Here is a 16,747-nt window from a genome sequence, read left to right on the forward strand (position 1 = left end):
ATCCTCTTCTCTAAAATCCAAAATCGATCATTGTCTCTGCAATGTCATCAAAGCTTGCTTCTGTTTCTTTCGTAAAGTCATTCCAACGGGCTTGATCCCAGATCTCGATCCGATTAGCCACGCCGATAATGACACATTCTTTTTCTAAAGATGCATGGGTGCGCAATGATGCAGGGATATTGATTCGTCCTTGCTTATCAAGCTCACACTCAGTAGCAGCGGAATAAAAGAAACGAACAAAGGTCCGCGCATCCTTCTTAGAAAGCGGCATCTCATTCAACTTGGTTTCTAATTGATTCCATTCAGTCAAAGGGTATCCAAACAAGCAGCCATCCATACCGCGGGTAACCACAAACTTTTCACCTAGTTGTTCACGTAATTTTACTGGCACGATCAAACGCCCTTTTGCGTCGATATTGTGCTGGAACTCGCCCATGAACATCTAGACTACACCCCTTCCCCACTACATGAGTTTAGTCTACCACAATCACCCACAATCTACCACACTTTGTAAAAAACAAAAATAACACTTTATTGACCTTTACTAACCATATTATGATTTCAATCACCGCAAAAGTAATTTGCAGTTTTTAAAAAGTTTTTATTGTTTAAAAAAAGCTTAAAATACTGACGATTATCAACAGAAAATACATCAAGATCGACAACAAGAATGTCATGCGCCAAAACATCTTGAAAAAACGTCCATACATGATTTCACGGTAACGATAAGCTTGGAAAACAACAACGCCGATCCCTAATAATAAAATCGTTAACAAAAAGTAAGGTAAAATCGAAAATGTACTAAAACTTTTTGAGATTTCGTGCATCCCAACAATCAAAAAGGGCACGGTGATATCAGGCGTTTTTATATTGAAACGTTGTTTTAATTTAAATAGATTGACGATATAATCGGATGCTAAAAAAACGATGATTGGAAAAAAATACCATAAGATTAAAATCGGTGAAAAAGTTGCCAAAAGAAACAGTCCTTCCTCTTCAAATTACTACTGTTCACTATACTGTATTCGCGTTACATTCGTGTTGCATTTCATTTAAAAATATAAAGGATTTAGCAAGTTTTAACAATTGAAAGTTGCGGATTCGTTAAAAAAAGATTGTTTAGTCTTTTTTAAAAGTTTTTCTCTCTAATTTGCGGAGTGAAGAAAAATAGAGTATGATGAATTTGAAATTTTTTGAGGATGGTGACACCATGAGTGAGAAAAAATCCACGAGTACTTTTTCTAAAGTAACGAAGATCGTTATTTGGACGATGTTGATATTGACCATCGGTTCATTGATTTTAAGCAGCATCATCAGCTTGATGTAAAAACAACCGTTGAGACAGCGCCATTGGGCGTTCGAACAGTTAGCAAAAGGGTTCGTCGCTAGATGCTTCGATGAGTCTAGTTTTTACGAACTGACTGACGAATCTGATTTTAACCACTATTTATTTGCAAAAAGAATCTAGGACAAAAGTAGAAAATCCTTTTGTCCTAGATTCTATTTTTTTGCTAATTGTAAAAGTTCTTTGGCATGTTGAACGGTTAACTCTGTGATCTCTGTCCCAGCTAACATCCGAGCGATTTCTTTGGTTCGCTCAGTTTCTGATAGTTCTTCGACCTTCGTGATCGTCCGACCGTCAATGACCTCTTTACGAATAAAGAGTTGGTGATCGGCTTTGGCTGCCACTTGTGGCAAATGCGTGATGCATAATGCTTGCGAATTTTTACCGATTTGGTAGATTTTATCCGCAATCGCTTGCGCCACTCGGCCACTGACCCCAGTATCTACTTCATCAAAAACGATACTGGTCAAATCTTGTGTTTTTGAAAAAATCGTCTTCAAGGCCAACATCACCCGTGAGATCTCTCCCCCTGAAGCCACTTTAACTAACGGTTTTAATGGTTCTCCTGGATTCGTGGTGATATAAAATTCTACTTCGTCGATCCCCTCAGCTGAAAAACGAATCGGTTTAAATCTGACTTCAAAACGAGCGTTTTCCATATAGAGATCCTTTAGTTCATGTTGGATCGCGGTCTCTAGTTTTTTGGCCATCGTCATTCTAGCTGCTTGCAGTTTTTCGGCCAATAATTGTAAAGCCGCTTCTTTTTCAGCCAATTCTTTTTCTAACTTTTCCAATTTATCACCCGAAAAATCAGAATCCAATAATTCCTGACTGATTTGATCGTAATACTGCAAGATTTTTTCGATCGAATCACCATATTTGCGTTTCAACTGATGGATCAATTCTAAACGCTCATTGACTTGATCCAAGCGCTCTTCATCTAATTCAAGTAAGTCTAATTGCCGTCCGATCTCACTGACTGCGTCTTGCAATAAGTAATAGGCACTGTGGACATTGTCCGAAATATTCTCAAAATCTTTATCTAAAGAAGCAATCGTCTGAAGCTCTTGGCTAGCTGAACCGATGGCATCTAGTGCGTTGGTTTCTTCATTGGTCATCGCTTGATAGCTATACGAAAAACTATCGACGATTTTTTGATAATTCGTCAATTTGTCCCGTTCTTCGATCAAACGATCTTCTTCCCCTAATACAAGTTCTGCGCTACCGATTTCCTCTTGCTGAAATTTCAACATATCAATCCGTTGGACAAAGGTTTGTTCATTTTGTTTGAATTTTTTCACTTGATTAGCTAACGTTTGATACGTTTGGTACGCCGTCTTGTAAGTGGCTTTGACCGTTTGAAATTTCGCATCGCCGAAACTATCCAATAAGCGTAAATGCGATTCAGGATGCATCAATTCTTGATGGTCGTTCTGGCCTTGGATATCAACCAAGTACTGACCGATCCGACGCAGATTGGCTAAGGTAACGATTCGGCCATTTACCCGTGAAACACTTTTACCAGAAAGATTCAGATCTCTTTGGACGATCAAACCAGCTTCATCGACTTCAATTCCTAATTCCTCTAGCAAAAACTTGAACTCAGGTTGTTCTGGTTGGTCAAACAAACCTTCCACGAGACATTTTTCACTGCCTTGACGAATATATTCCATCGAAGAACGTGCGCCTGCAAGAAGACTGACCGCATCGATAATAATCGATTTGCCGGCACCTGTTTCTCCCGTCAAAGCAGTCATGCCATCAGTAAAACCTAAATGCAAGGAAGAAATGATCGCAAAATTTTTAATGGTCAGTTCTTGTAACATGTTTCGTTCCCCTTATCTTACTAATGTATTTGCTGACTGAAATGAAGGATCTGCGTTTATTCCAGCAAGCTATTTATTTTGACTCTTTGCCAAGATCTCATGACGAATCCAGTCCGCATCCTCTTCAGTCCGCGCGATCATCAAAACACCATCGTCATCATTCATAGTCGTAAACAATACTTTAGAAAATTGTTTTTCTAATAAGTTGGCACAAGCCGAAGCATTCCCTGGCAACGTCTTTACATTGATGAATTTTTCCATTTGATCGACAGAAATCACGGCATCTTTTAACAGATCGGTCAATTTTTCATTCACATCTTCTGGTTCTTTGCGGGGCATGCTGTAACGATAGCCGCCGTTTTGTGCCGGTACTTTGATCAACTTCATCTCTTTGATGTCACGAGAGATCGTTGCTTGCGTAACAGTTACGTCTTGTTGCGCCAAGATTTCAACAAAATCTTCTTGTTTTTTTACATCGTATTCACTGAGTAATTCCGTGATCAGCCGATGACGTTCTTGCTTTCTCATCCCTTCTCCTCCCGTACTCCTATTTATCTAAGCGTTGATGAGCATTTGCGACCACAGCTTCCAAACTGATCGCTGGATTCAATTCACCTGTTTCAGGCACCTTTTTAAGATGGGCAAGAAACTCGATATTTCCTTCGCCACCTGTGATCGGTGAAAAAGTCAATTCTTGCACATCAAATCCATGGGCAGTAGCAAAATCAGTGATTTCTTTCAACACCATCAAGTGGGTCTTCGGATCCCTAATGATTCCTTTTTTTCCAACATATTCTTTTCCGGCTTCAAATTGCGGTTTGATCAAGGCCACGACATCGCCATCATCGGTCAAGATCTCATGTAATGGCGGTAAAATCAATTTCAATGAAATGAATGACACATCGATCGTTGCGAAGTTGGGCTGTCCATGTTCAAAATCTGCTAATTTTGAATACCGAAAATTCGTCCGTTCCATCACGATGACCCGTTCGTCTTGCCGTAATTTCCAGGCCAATTGATTGTAGCCAACATCTAGCGCATAGCTTAGGGTCGCACCATTTTGTAAAGCGACATCGGTAAAGCCACCCGTTGAAGATCCAATATCTAGTAAGATTTTTTGATCGATCGAAAGATCAAATTCTTTCAACGCTTTTTCTAACTTCAAACCGCCGCGTGAGACATACGCCAAACTTTGGCCTTTGATTTGCAAGACTGTTTCGATTGAGATTTTTTCACCTGGTTTGTCTAAGCGTTCATTCTTTGCATCGTAAACCAGCCCAGCCATGACAGCACGTTTGGCTTTTTCTCGGGTTTCGAATAGTCCTTGATTAAACGCTAAAACATCGACACGTTCTTTTTTCATCGTCTTCTCCTAATTGATAGATTGCTCTCTATCTGACTCTTTTTCTTCTAGCGTTATGACGGATCATAACGTAAATAATGCTAATAATTCTTGAAATACTTGTGGTTGAAATCCGGCTGCTTTAGTTAGTTGTTCGATTGTCGCTTGGGCTTGGGCCAATTCTTGTTCCAACGCGTCTTTAGCACCAGCGACACTCAACAAGGCTGGGTAAGTACTTTTAGCTGATTTTTCATCTTGTCCGACTTGTTTGCCTAAGGCTTCGGTCGTTCCGACCACATCCAATAGATCATCACGAATTTGAAAAGCCAAACCAATATGTCCACCTAGTTTTTCTAACAAAGTAAGAACATATGCTGGTTGTTGCGCTAAGATTCCTCCAGCCACAAACGCATACGTCAATAACGCCCCGGTCTTGCCACGATGGATAGCTTTCAATTCGCCTAGCGAGACTTGCTGATGTTCTGCTGCCATATCGCCAGCTTGCCCAGCTACCATCCCACCGATCCCAGCCGCTTTGGCTAATAATTGAATCAATAATACATTTTCGGTTGGCTCCAACGTCGTTTCACTGATCAATTGAAAAGCACCGGTCAATAGTCCATCCCCAGCTAAAATCGCTAACGCTTCACCAAAAACTTTATGATTCGTTGGTTTGCCTCGACGTAAATCATCATCGTCCATCGCTGGTAGATCGTCATGGATCAAGGAATACGTATGGATCATCTCTAATGCCCCAGCCGTTTGATAAACCGGCGCGTTCAAAGTTTTTTGAAAGGCTTGAACTGTCGCTAAGACGATCAGCGGACGAATTCGTTTGCCACCAGCTTCGATCGAATACAGCATACTTTTTTTCAAGTCTTCCTGCGTTGTATATTGCGTGATGAAATCGGTCATCTCTTGTTCGACTTTTGGCAATTCTTGGGCTGAAAGCTGCTGCAACATCTAAGCTTCCTCCTCACCAGCAAATGGTACTTCTTCGTCTTCACTCATCATTTTAGTCAATGTTTTTTCTGCTTTCGTCAACGTATCTTGGCATTGTTTGCTCAAGACCATGCCTTTTTGAAAAGCATCTAAAGCTTCTTCCAACGGGACATCGCCACGTTCTAATTGGGTCACGATCGCTTCTAATTGAGCAATCGATTCTTCAAAGGTCATCTTGTTTTCCATTATTCTTTCACCTCATCAATTTCTAAAATGGCTGCTTTCACGTTCCCATCCACAAAATGGATCGTTATATCTGATTCTTTCAAGTCTTTGACTGTCCGAATCACGTGATCTTCTTGGGTGGTGTACGTAAATCCACGTCCCATCGTTTTCAATGGACTCAAAAGATCCAAAGAAGTAATGGCTTGTTGGACTCTTCGCTGTTGCATCTCTAGATACGCTTGCATTTGCTGTTGCAACCGTTCTTGCAGATACGTTTGTTGTTGTTGTGCTTGTTTGACCCGACTGATAGGGTTGGCTTGGGCTAGACGGGTATGATATTGTGCTAATCCGCGTTCCCGTTGATTTACCAGCACCGTCATGTTTTGTTGCAGACGTTGCGTCAATCGATCTAATTGCACACTTTGTGCTTCGTACAAGCGATTCGGTTGCCTAAAAATATAGGATTTTTGCAAGCGGTCAAAACGTTCTTTTTTGCGTTGCAATTGATGCAAGAAAGCTTGTTCCAAACGCGCTTGCTTTTCTTTGATCCGTAAAATCTCTTCTGATAAGACCGGAACGGCTAACTCAGCGGCCGCAGTTGGCGTAGCTGCTCGCATATCCGCAACGAGATCCGCAATCGTCGTGTCCGTTTCATGTCCGACAGATGAAATGATCGGAATCGGTGAAGCGGCGATTGCACGCGCCACGACTTCTTCATTGAAAGGCCATAGATCCTCGATCGAACCTCCACCACGACCAATGATCATCGTATCAAAGTCCATTGTTTCAGCTTTTTTGATATTTTTGACAATATCTCCAGCCGCTTTATCCCCTTGGACCAATGTCGGAAATAAGACTAATTGCGCAATCGGGTAACGCCGTTTGACCGTCGTTATGATATCCCGGATCACCGCGCCACTTGGGCTCGTGATCACTGCGATGCGTTTGGGATAACGAGGCAACGCTTTTTTGGGCTGCGAGAACAGTCCTTCTTTTTCCAACTTTTCACGCAGTTCAGCTAATGCTTGATATAACGCCCCGACACCGTCAGGTTCCATGTGATCAATGTAGATTTGATACATCCCACTGGCTTCGTATAACGCCACACGACCAACCACTAACACTTTCATGCCTTCTTTCGGCGCGAATTTCAATTTTTGAAAAGCTCCTTTGAACATGATCGCATTGATTTTTGAACGTTCATCTTTCAAGCTGAAATATTGATGATTGTTTGGCCGCATCCGAAAGTTGGAGATTTCTCCGGTCAAATAGACCCGCTCTAAATACGGGTCTACGTCGAATTTTCGTTTGATATATTTATTCAAAGCACTGATTGTTAAATACTCTTGTGCCATCTGAACACCTCTTTGCTATTCGTGATCCAGTACTTGTCGTTCACAACATTCGACTGTTTGTTGCATCAACATCGTGATCGTCATCGGACCAACACCGCCAGGAACCGGTGTGATATGACTCGCGATCGGTTCAACTTCATCGAATTTCACATCACCGATCAATTTACCTTCTGCGTTACGGTTCATCCCGACATCAATCACGACCGCACCCGGTTTGACAAATTCTTTCGTCACAAAATGACCTCTGCCGATCGCTACGACTAAAATGTCGGCTTCGCTTGCTACAGCCGGTAGATCAAGCGTTTTCGAATGCGCCATCGTGACGGTTGCATCCGCAGCTAAAAGTAGCATTCCCATCGGTTTACCAACGATATTGCTTCGACCAATCACCACCGCTTTTTTACCAGCTAATGGGATATCATAAGCTTCAAACATTTTCATGATGCCATAAGGTGTACAAGGAATCGTTTGTGGCATACCGGCAAAAAGACGACCGATGTTCAGCGGATGAAACCCATCAACATCTTTTGCTGGATCGATTGCTAATAGAATATGGTCTTCATTGATATGATCGGGTAATGGTAATTGGACCAAAATGCCATGGAATTCTGTTGATTGATTGAAAAATTCGATTTCTTTGATTAATTCGGCTTCCGTGATCGTCGCTGGGTAGCGTTTGACTGCTGAATGGATACCGATTTTTTTAGCCACACGCTCTTTGTTGCGAACGTAAATCTGGCTGGCGGGGTTTTCACCGACTAATAACACGACCAAGCCTGGATGGATGCCTCGTTTTGCTAATTCTTCAATCCGAGTAGCCGTTTCTTGCTGCAAGTTTTCTGCTAATTCTTTACCATTAATAAGTTGTGCCACGTTCAAGCCCCGCTTCTTTTTATATAGTTTAAAATAAAGCTGGGAAAAATAGCTAAAATTAGCTATTTGCCCCAGCTTCATCGATCTCTTTCATTACATTCGATAAGATCCCATTAACGAACTTTCTTGATTGGTCATCACTGAAAGTTTTGGCTAATTCGATTGCTTCATTCAAAACAACGCGATTGGGTACTTGTTGGTTGTATAACATTTCGTAGATACCTAAACGCAACAAGATCAAATCCATTTTTGCGATCCGTTTGATCGACCAATTCGAACGCAAATGGTTTTGGATGATTTCATCTAATTCCGCTTGGTGTTCGACAACGCCGCCAACTAATTCATCTAGATAAACTGGAACAAACTCTTCTTCGTCTTCACTGACAAACTCTTGTTGATCAATGCTCAAAGCATGGTTGATCGCATCTTTTTTTGTTAATTCTTGATTGAAATCTAACGGGAATAAAGCTTGTAATGCTTTTTCGCGGATTTCATGACGTGACAATTCTTTACTCATTATTTTCCTCTTCATCATTAAATAGTTCTTGTAGGGTCGGTTGCTCTAATTTTTCAGCGACAACGCCAACAACATGGATATTTACTTCGCTCAATGCAACATCTGTCATGAATAAAACTTGTTGTTTGACACGTTCTTGCATTGCCATAGCTACTTTCGGTACCGAAATGCCATAGTCAAAGTAAGAATAGATATCGACTTTCAAGCCGTCTTCATCATTTTTAAGGTAGACACCTTTACCGTGAGCAGCTTTGCCTAGCAATTTACTAACGTTGTTTGCTAACGTTCCACGCATGCCATAGACACCGTCAACTTTTGAAGCTGCGATTCCGATAATGACTTCGATCACTTCTGGTGCAATGATGATCTCGCCAAGTTCAGGAGTTGCACCTAAAACCAAATTATTTTCATCTGCCATCTTACTCTCTCCTTATTCCTTCAAGTGTAATTATTTTTTCTAATCGAAAAAATAAGTCTGATGTTCTCACATCATATTGTATCACGAACCAAGGCTCTTTAGGCGCGAGAAACGTAACTTCCGTCTTGCGTATTTACGATTAATTTATCACCTTGGTTAACGAAAAATGGTACGTTGACTGTGATACCTGTTTCCATCACTGCTGGTTTTGAGCCACCAGAAGAAGTATCGCCTTTGATATTTGGATCGGTTTCAGCCACTTCTAAGACGACTGTGTTTGGTAGATCAACGCCCAATACTTCGGAACCATACATAATTACGGTCAATTCTGTATTTTCTAACACATAACGCATCTCATCTGCCACTTGTTCTTTCGGCATTTCGATTTGCTCGTAGCTATTCATATCCATATAGACGTAGTTGTCACCTTCGTCATAAAGATATTGCATTTTTTTATTATCGATTTGCGCTTTCGCCACTTTTTCACCGGCACGGAAAGTTTTTTCTTGAACCGCTCCAGTACGCAAATTTTTCAGTTTTGAACGTACGAAGGCTGCACCTTTTCCTGGTTTTACATGTTGAAACTCAACGACACGCCAAATGCCGCCATCAAATTCAATCGTCAAGCCAGTTTTAAAATCGTTTACTGAAATCATGATACTTCCTCCTCAATTACTTTAAAGGGATCTATTTAAAATAGATGCTACACCATATTCTTTCAAATATAGTCACTATGTTTACTCTATAAAAAAATAAATAGAGTAAAACCTATGCCAATCTTTGCAGATTTGGTTCTAGTTTATCATTTCTTCTTTACTTACGCTACCACTACTCTGTGTGAACTACAAAATGATGAGTTCCTTTGGTGATTGGGTTAAAATTCGATTGCCTTCTGCTAAAATCAGCAAGTCATCTTCGATTCGAACACCGCCAAGACCGGCAATGTAGATCCCAGGTTCATCCGTGATGACATTTCCGATCATCAATTCCTCGTCATTGCTACGACTGATATTCGGACCTTCATGGATTTCCATTCCGATTCCATGACCTGTTGAATGTCCAAATGCCTCACCATAACCGGCTTGCGTGATAAAATCACGGGCTACTGCATCGAGTTGTGCTCCGGTCACGCCGGCTCTAGCTACATCGATCACCTTTTGCTGTGCTTCATATACGATTTGATAAATAGCTTTCATTTCTTGTCCCGGATCACCGATTGCAAAGGTTCGCGTGATGTCAGAAACATAGCCTTGATATACACAGCCAAAATCTAAAGTCACCATGTCTCCTTGTTCGATCACTTTTTCGCTTGCCACGCCATGCGGTAGTGCAGAACGGGCACCGCTCGCCACGATTGTTTCAAAAGAGGTTCCCGAAGCACCTAATGAACGCATGAAGAAATCTAGTTGGTTGGCTACCTCGATTTCTGTCATACCCGGTCGGATCATTTTTAATACATGTTCGAATCCTTCATCTGCAATTGCGCAGGCTTTCTCAATGATCGCAATCTCTGCATCATCTTTTTGTTCCCGTAAAGATTCGATCAAGCCACTCGCCGGAGCCAATTCAGCATCGATCACTTCTTCAAATACAGAATACTCTGCCACGGTCAAAAAGGCATCCTCAAAACCTAAAACACTGATGTGCTGTGTTTCAACTAATTTAATGATTTCACCGACGAGATCGCCTTGGTGCTGTAAAATCGTCATGCCTTGTGTTTGGTTGTTGGCTTGCTCCATATAACGGAAATCCGTAATGAAGTAGGCCTGTTCTTGTGTAATGACTGCTATCCCGGCGGTACCAGTGAAATTTGTCAAATAGCGTAAATTCGCTGGACTCGTCACCAAGTAGGCATCGATCATGTCTTCTGCCATTAATGTACGTAATTTTTCAATTCGTCTTATCATTCTTATCACCCACCGTTTATTATAGCAAAGACTTGGAAAAAGCAGAACGAACAAGGCTAGAAAATCATGAATAAAAAAGAAGCTAGGGCCAAAGTTAAAAAATTTGGCCTTAGCTTCTTTGGTTATCTGTCGATCAAGTCATTTTTAAAATGATATTAACAAATGTCAAGCTAGATAAAACAGTTTCATCAAAAAGTTTCGCACATGTGAAACGTAGCAAAATACTATCATATCAACGTTTATCTAATTGAAAGCGGCTAAATTATTTTTTAAAACCGTTTTCTTAGGCGTCCCTGTTAATAACTTTCTTATTTATACAGATCTGCGCGTAATTTTATTTCGTTTTTAGACCAATCAACAGTTGCTAAACGATACGGTGCAGTATTACTCACGGTAAATGTATGGTTAGCCGGTACATTGATTTTATTCATCCGTGCGTTTCCTTTGGCCAAATAGCCCGTTCCCATCTTCAGCATGTCTTTCAAATTCAAGTTACTACCAGAATACTCTTTCACCGTACCAAAATTATTGGTAATAGAAGACAAACGCGGTTTGACTGTTTTACGTTTCATCAAGCGGATGATATCTTCTTGGCGTTCAAAAACATCCAACTGTCCATCCTCATCGATCTGATAACTGATATAGGCATCGACCTCAGCTAATGACAAACGCTGCGCGCCTTTGGTAAAATGCTGATTGTTTTTTTGTGCGACGAAATCTTTGTAGATCGTTACCGGCAACTTGCCATCAGCTTCCAGTCCCGCTTCTTTGATTGCCAGTAGACTATCTGCTTTTTTCAACACTAAATATTTTTTTACTTCTATAGAAAAGGCGACGGAAAAATAGGCTAAAAATTTTTCGATCGGTACTTGCGTATAAAGTTCTCCCAGAGTCACATTTTTGATTTTTATTTCGGGTGAAACCCGCAGCAAACTGTTTATGCCGCTACTCAAATCATAAACAAAAAAGCTAGAGTTCTTTTGATCATCAAATACAAATAATACTTTCATCCTCATCTTCCTCTCTCCTTCTTATCATACCGCAACATTGAATTAGAAACATCCGACAAAAGACTGAGCCGATAAATAGTTCTCCCCGATTCCAAACAGTGATACAATAGGTGGGCAGATGTTTAGAAAACAGACTTTCTTAGCGAATCTACTTAATTTAAAATCAAGAAAGGATCATAGAATGAATACGATTAGTTACGTTGTCTTGGCGATGTTGGTCCGTTCGCCACTAACTGGTTACGAATTAAAACGCTTTTTGAATCTTTTTTGGGAAGCCCATCACAGCCAGATCTATCCAACTTTAAAAGAATTACGCAAACAAGAATTGATCGAGATCGTCGATATTCCCGATGGTAAGCGAAAAATCTATGACATCACTCCAGCTGGAAAAAAAATCGTTAAAGAATGGGTCTTCTCTCCTAGTCACGCCCCTTCGCAAAAAGATGAGTTTCTAGCCAAAGTCTTTACAATGTCCGCCCTTGATCGTGACACCGCTAAATTTTTGATCATGGAACGGCAACAATACTTTCATGAACAATTAAATGAATACTCCGACGTCCTAAAAACACTCGACGAGCTATCAGCACTTGAGCGACGGAAAAATTTCGGTCGCGAGTTGATTTTAGAGCGCAAGATTCGATTATGTAAAGAAGAGTTGAACTGGTGCACGTGGGCCGAAGAAAAAATTGAAACATATTTTGCAGAATAACTCGTTTGAAGCAAGTCTTTTGAGACTTGTTTCTTTTTTTCTGAAATTTTATGTAAAAAGTTTTATGTAAATATTGACATAAAATCATTTTATCAGTAGACTATAGAACGGAAAGTGGTGACATAATGGAAAATTTAAATGAAAACTCAGTTACAGAAAAGGAAAATGGCAAGGCCGCTTACGTTGTCGCCTTCGCCTGCATGATCGCCTTTATGGGGATCGGTTTGGTGGATCCAATTTTAAATTCGATCGCTAAATCATTACAAGCAACACCGGCACAAACAACCCTATTATTCACAAGTTATATGATGGTTACTGGTATTGTTATGTTGTTTACAGGTTTTGTGTCAAGTCGTATCGGAACAAAGAAAACGTTGATGTTAGGTCTAGTAATTATTATTTTATTTGCTCTTTTTGCTGGTTTATCCAACACGATCAACGCCTTGATTTATTTCCGTGCTGGCTGGGGCCTTGGAAATGCATTGTTCATTTCAACAGCTCTTTCAGCAATCGTCAGTGTTTTAGTAGGACAAACAGAAAAATCGATCATGCTTTATGAAGCAGCGATGGGTCTTGGGATGTCTATCGGACCGCTAGTCGGCGGCTCACTGGGTTCAATCTCTTGGCGCTTACCTTTTGCAGGCGTATCCGTTTTGATGTTCATTTCATTCTTATCGATCTTTATCATGTTCAAAGAACCAAAAGGCAAAACTGAAAAAGTTGCTTTCTTCGCTGGAGCTAAAGCATTGAAAAACCACAAGTTACGTTCTGTTGGTTTGATCGCCTTGCTTTATAACTTTGGCTTCTTCACATTATTAGCTTACGCACCATTCTTGATGCCGAATTTCTCAGAAATGCAAATCGGTTTGACTTTCTTTGGTTGGGGTATCTTACTAGCAATCTCATCGATTTTCTTAGCCACACGTTTTGAACGTGCAATCGGTACTTTTTATACCTTAATGATTGGCTTCATCGGCTTCGTGATCTGTCTATTATTGATGGGGATCAATGCAGATCAACCAACACTAGTTGCTGCAGCATTGATCGTTGCTGGTTTCTTCCAAGGAATTATCAATACATTGATGACAACGATCGCGATGGAAATTCCTGGGATCAAACGCAACATTGCTTCATCGACTTATAGCTTCGTTCGTTTCTTCGGCGGTTCATTAGCTCCGTTTGTAGCCGGTCTGATTGGTGCCAAATTTGGTGGTAATTATACCTTCTACTTTGCAAGTGCGATGGTCTTCATCGGTATCATTCTCGTGGTGGTTCACTCACAATACTTCGGAACTAAAGAAGAAGCCGCAGAAGAATTAGAACAAATTCAGTAAAAAGCAGGACAAAAATAACCTCAAAAAGTAGATTCTAGTCTCTAGGATCTACTTTTTTAGCTTGTGTTCCAATAAAACTCTTGTTTTGCTAGCAAATACTGTTTTATCTGTTCAACGATTTTTAACTCTCTTATTCGCTCAATAATAGTTATTTCTTGCGCCTGTATTAGCATTTCTTTAGACACCTCGCTGATTGATTCTGATTCTTTATCGGTCAGATCAAAAATCGAGGTCTCAATCGTTTGGACTAGGGTTGCCGAAAGGACTGTATCAAATAAACGCTCACCATTCTTTTCAAATAAGCCCAGTGTCGTCATTTTTTCTAACAATCGTTGGTATTCATTGGCCGTCTTTGTTGGATCTACGTCTTTGAACTGCCATTTATGGATTTTCCCTGCACTGGTTTGAAATAATACCACTAAACAAAACATTGAACGGCCTCCTTTTTCTAGCTGTTAATTCATCTGTCATTAGTATTAACGAATAGAAAAAGCAAATGTTCAATTGACGTGCTATCTTTTAACAAGGTAGTGACTAAAAAACGATTGCTGGAAACAATTCAAAAATATTGCGGCAGCCAATCATTTCCTCGATAATAAAAAAGAGCTAAATCACGATCAGACCAATTTGACCGTGGTTTAGCTCTTTTAATTACTTCAATTTCAATAACTTCTCGACATTGCCGTGTGCGATTTTTTCTTTGTCTTCTTCAGATATCGGTGTAGCCAGCAGAAAAGCTTGCGCATCGCCTTTAACATACGGATAGTCTTGCGCCCAGATCACATGATCGACGCCCATTTCAGCTAAAACCAATTGCATTTGCGGCCAAGTATACATTCCACTTGGTGTGATCCAGACATTCTTTTTATAATAATAAGAAATCGAATGTTCCAACGGGTTTCCAACAACTGGTGAGACGGCTTCATCCAAACGTTCTAAGAAATAAGGAACGAATTCGCCCCAGTGTCCAGAGATCAATTTCAAAGTCGGCAATTTATCAAACAATCCCGATAAAATCAAACGAATCACATGATAGCCAGCCTCCATATGCCAGCCCCAACCGGGTGTAGCCATAATGGCATTAAAACCAATCGGTGCCATGTTACTATAATATTCTTTGCGAATCGTTTCGCTCGGCATCGATGGATGGATCGATAACGGCACATCCATCGATGCGGCCATTTCAAAAATCGGGAAGTAACGTTCTTCATCCAGAAAATGCCCTTGGGACGTACCCAATAATAACGCACCACTTAATCCAAGTTCGGTTACACTACGTTTCAATTCTTGGGCAGCTGCTTCTGGATCAGAAACAGGCAATGTCGCAAAGCCTAAGAAACGATCTGGATGCGCTTTGACAGCCGCTGCAATGTCATTGTTGATCTGCTGCGTCAAGGGAATCGATTGTTCTGGCGGTAATAGATCAGGATTCGTATTGGCATCGCCATACGATAAAACTTGGACGTCGATCCCATTTTGGTCCATATATTGAATTCGTTTTTCACTTAAATCTTGCATTTCCTCCGGATTCGTCGCATAGGCTACTAACCCTTCTTCAAATGAACGACCAAATTCCTGTAATGCTTTTGGGTCTTCGATCGGTTGTTTTTGTAAGTATTCCATGATCGCTTGATTCGCATAAGCGGTACTCATATGTTCTTCGATTGCGATTAATTTCATGTTTGTCACTCCAGTCTGTGTTTTACTCTCGGTTAAGAGCTTGACTAAAGTATACGGCCGATTCTAGCTAAGTTATGGACAGCTTTTAGACATTTGTCACATAACTAAAAAATTTTATTCATTTGATTCGTCAGATCCAATAATAGCTCTGTCGCCTGCTCATCGTTCCAACGCTTTTCTAATACATAACTCCGCAAAAACATATAGATAGCCGCCGCATAGACATTACAGATCTGTTCGATATCGATCAAATGGATACCATTTTGCTCCGCGATTTTTTGATTGAAACGTGCCAATCGTTCAATAAATTCATACCTCAGATCCGACCATTCCAATAATTGAAATACCTCTTCCCGCTCATTCCAAATTTTCAATAATTGGTTGACCATTTTGCGAGCAGTGAGATTTTTCCGATGAAAATCTTTTAAAAATTCTGCCAGATGACGATCGATGACTTGGATGATCACTTGTTTTGGCGAATCATAATGCCGATAAAATGTTTGATGGGATATGCCTGCCACCTCAGCGAGTCTTCGTACACTGACCGTTTCAAAATCGACTTTTTGCTGGCACAGTTCCAGTAAAGCTTGATAGATTTTCTCTTCCGTTCGTTTAAACCGTACATCACCCGTCATCTTCATAATCGCTCCTTTAAAATTTTAAACAGCTTCTACTGCTATCTATTCTATTAAAACACCCATAAATACCTGCGTCAATTTCCTTCGCAATACAAAAAAACTAAAGATCTAGCTTCAGATCCTTAGCTTTTGTTAACTACTATGAGAACTCATTAATCGATAATCTCTTTTACTTTAAATTCTTTAGTCTTATCTGAGGGTGCTTCTTGATCATTGACCTCAAATAAAATGTGGTCGCCATTTGTTTCATCTTCCACGATGACCAATTTGCCTAAAGGACCACGATGGTCTTTGACAATCTGCGCCTCTTTGATCAATTCCTTCGGGTCACGTTTTGCTGCAATTGCGTTTCCTAGATTAAAGAATACTGTTTCTTCCATCTGATTCTCCCCCTTGTCATGCTTGTGTTTGAATAATGGTTCATCCTTACCACTATCATAATCCTTCTTGCACTCAGCGTCGATATGCATGCCTAGCAAACAGCCAAACGACGACGAAAAAAACCGACTTACTCATACAAATGGCATGTAGTAAAATTATACTTAATTAAAAAAACGCAAAAACAGCTTTGGTTTATAATAAAAAGATTAATATCGATTCCCTTTATCCACGTTATCCATCCGTAT

21 protein-coding genes are annotated in these 16,747 nt (G+C 40.4%); 3 read left to right on the plus strand and 18 right to left on the minus strand.

The window, feature by feature from the left end; all coding sequences use genetic code 11:
* Positions 1 to 10 precede the first annotated feature (10 nt).
* Both mraZ and RV04_RS00240 read right to left on the minus strand, forming a co-directional pair.
* A complete protein-coding gene (mraZ, locus tag RV04_RS00235) occupies positions 11 to 442 on the minus strand; it encodes a division/cell wall cluster transcriptional repressor MraZ (RefSeq protein ID WP_071856470.1) in 432 nt (143 codons plus the stop codon).
* A 166-nt stretch (positions 443 to 608) separates the two neighbouring features.
* Positions 609 to 977 carry a DUF3397 domain-containing protein gene (locus tag RV04_RS00240; RefSeq protein WP_071856471.1) on the minus strand — a complete coding sequence of 123 codons (369 nt, stop codon included), beginning with the start codon at positions 975 to 977 and terminating at the stop codon, positions 609 to 611.
* 233 nt (positions 978 to 1,210) lie between these two features.
* On the opposite strand from RV04_RS00240, the gene RV04_RS00245 reads away from it, so the two are divergent.
* Positions 1,211 to 1,327 (plus strand): DUF4044 domain-containing protein, encoded by a 117-nt coding sequence (locus RV04_RS00245; RefSeq protein WP_071856834.1) that lies wholly within the window; start codon positions 1,211 to 1,213, stop codon positions 1,325 to 1,327.
* A gap of 173 nt (positions 1,328 to 1,500) precedes the next feature.
* Here RV04_RS00245 and recN read toward each other — a convergent pair whose 3' ends face one another.
* The 12 genes from recN to RV04_RS00305 all read right to left on the minus strand — a co-directional run bounded on the left by recN (position 1,501) and on the right by RV04_RS00305 (position 11,760).
* The gene (gene recN, locus RV04_RS00250; RefSeq protein ID WP_071856472.1) at positions 1,501 to 3,171 is read right to left on the minus strand and encodes a DNA repair protein RecN; all 1,671 of its coding nucleotides are present in this window, start codon (positions 3,169 to 3,171) and stop codon (positions 1,501 to 1,503) included.
* A gap of 69 nt (positions 3,172 to 3,240) precedes the next feature.
* Positions 3,241 to 3,699, minus strand: a complete 459-nt coding sequence (locus RV04_RS00255) for an arginine repressor (protein WP_071856473.1) — start codon at positions 3,697 to 3,699, stop codon at positions 3,241 to 3,243.
* A gap of 19 nt (positions 3,700 to 3,718) precedes the next feature.
* A complete protein-coding gene (locus tag RV04_RS00260) occupies positions 3,719 to 4,534 on the minus strand; it encodes a TlyA family RNA methyltransferase (RefSeq protein ID WP_071856474.1) in 816 nt (271 codons plus the stop codon).
* A gap of 63 nt (positions 4,535 to 4,597) precedes the next feature.
* Positions 4,598 to 5,476 (minus strand): polyprenyl synthetase family protein, encoded by an 879-nt coding sequence (locus RV04_RS00265; RefSeq protein ID WP_071856475.1) that lies wholly within the window; start codon positions 5,474 to 5,476, stop codon positions 4,598 to 4,600.
* Positions 5,477 to 5,701, minus strand: coding sequence for an exodeoxyribonuclease VII small subunit (locus RV04_RS00270; RefSeq protein WP_071856476.1), 225 nt, complete (start codon positions 5,699 to 5,701; stop codon positions 5,477 to 5,479).
* Positions 5,701 to 7,035 (minus strand): exodeoxyribonuclease VII large subunit, encoded by a 1,335-nt coding sequence (gene xseA / locus RV04_RS00275; RefSeq protein WP_071856477.1) that lies wholly within the window; start codon positions 7,033 to 7,035, stop codon positions 5,701 to 5,703. Before xseA ends, RV04_RS00270 begins: the two co-directional genes overlap by 1 nt.
* A 15-nt stretch (positions 7,036 to 7,050) precedes the next feature.
* Entirely contained in the window at positions 7,051 to 7,908 is an 858-nt protein-coding gene (locus RV04_RS00280; protein WP_071856835.1) for a bifunctional methylenetetrahydrofolate dehydrogenase/methenyltetrahydrofolate cyclohydrolase, read from the minus strand.
* A gap of 58 nt (positions 7,909 to 7,966) precedes the next feature.
* Positions 7,967 to 8,425 (minus strand): transcription antitermination factor NusB, encoded by a 459-nt coding sequence (gene nusB / locus RV04_RS00285; protein WP_071856478.1) that lies wholly within the window; start codon positions 8,423 to 8,425, stop codon positions 7,967 to 7,969.
* Entirely contained in the window at positions 8,418 to 8,843 is a 426-nt protein-coding gene (locus RV04_RS00290; RefSeq protein WP_071856479.1) for an Asp23/Gls24 family envelope stress response protein, read from the minus strand. The genes nusB and RV04_RS00290 overlap by 8 nt, the downstream gene beginning before the upstream one ends.
* A gap of 98 nt (positions 8,844 to 8,941) precedes the next feature.
* A complete protein-coding gene (efp, locus tag RV04_RS00295; RefSeq protein ID WP_071856480.1) occupies positions 8,942 to 9,499 on the minus strand; it encodes an elongation factor P in 558 nt (185 codons plus the stop codon).
* Between the two features lie 186 nt (positions 9,500 to 9,685).
* On the minus strand, positions 9,686 to 10,750 hold the full coding sequence (locus RV04_RS00300; RefSeq protein WP_071856481.1) for a M24 family metallopeptidase: 1,065 nt from the start codon (positions 10,748 to 10,750) through the stop codon (positions 9,686 to 9,688).
* A 308-nt stretch (positions 10,751 to 11,058) separates the two neighbouring features.
* Positions 11,059 to 11,760 (minus strand): hypothetical protein, encoded by a 702-nt coding sequence (locus RV04_RS00305; protein ID WP_071856482.1) that lies wholly within the window; start codon positions 11,758 to 11,760, stop codon positions 11,059 to 11,061.
* Positions 11,761 to 11,941: 181 nt separating this feature from the next.
* Between RV04_RS00305 and RV04_RS00310 the strand changes: the two genes are divergently transcribed.
* Positions 11,942 to 12,469, plus strand: coding sequence for a PadR family transcriptional regulator (locus tag RV04_RS00310; protein ID WP_071856483.1), 528 nt, complete (start codon positions 11,942 to 11,944; stop codon positions 12,467 to 12,469).
* A 125-nt stretch (positions 12,470 to 12,594) separates the two neighbouring features.
* Positions 12,595 to 13,803, plus strand: coding sequence for an MFS transporter (locus RV04_RS00315; RefSeq protein WP_071856484.1), 1,209 nt, complete (start codon positions 12,595 to 12,597; stop codon positions 13,801 to 13,803).
* A 56-nt stretch (positions 13,804 to 13,859) separates the two neighbouring features.
* Here RV04_RS00315 and RV04_RS00320 read toward each other — a convergent pair whose 3' ends face one another.
* The 4 genes from RV04_RS00320 to RV04_RS00335 all read right to left on the minus strand — a co-directional run bounded on the left by RV04_RS00320 (position 13,860) and on the right by RV04_RS00335 (position 16,501).
* Positions 13,860 to 14,234, minus strand: coding sequence for a DUF2922 family protein (locus tag RV04_RS00320; RefSeq protein ID WP_071856485.1), 375 nt, complete (start codon positions 14,232 to 14,234; stop codon positions 13,860 to 13,862).
* Positions 14,235 to 14,454: 220 nt separating this feature from the next.
* Entirely contained in the window at positions 14,455 to 15,483 is a 1,029-nt protein-coding gene (locus tag RV04_RS00325; RefSeq protein ID WP_071856486.1) for an amidohydrolase family protein, read from the minus strand.
* 104 nt (positions 15,484 to 15,587) lie between these two features.
* Positions 15,588 to 16,124 carry a TetR/AcrR family transcriptional regulator gene (locus RV04_RS00330; protein WP_071856487.1) on the minus strand — a complete coding sequence of 179 codons (537 nt, stop codon included), beginning with the start codon at positions 16,122 to 16,124 and terminating at the stop codon, positions 15,588 to 15,590.
* 149 nt (positions 16,125 to 16,273) lie between these two features.
* Positions 16,274 to 16,501, minus strand: a complete 228-nt coding sequence (locus RV04_RS00335) for a hypothetical protein (RefSeq protein ID WP_071856488.1) — start codon at positions 16,499 to 16,501, stop codon at positions 16,274 to 16,276.
* Between the last annotated feature and the right edge of the window lie 246 nt (positions 16,502 to 16,747).

Origin of the sequence: Enterococcus hermanniensis, from assembly GCF_001885945.1 — a bacterium.
Taxonomy (GTDB): Bacteria; Bacillota; Bacilli; order Lactobacillales; family Enterococcaceae; genus Enterococcus_A; species Enterococcus_A hermanniensis.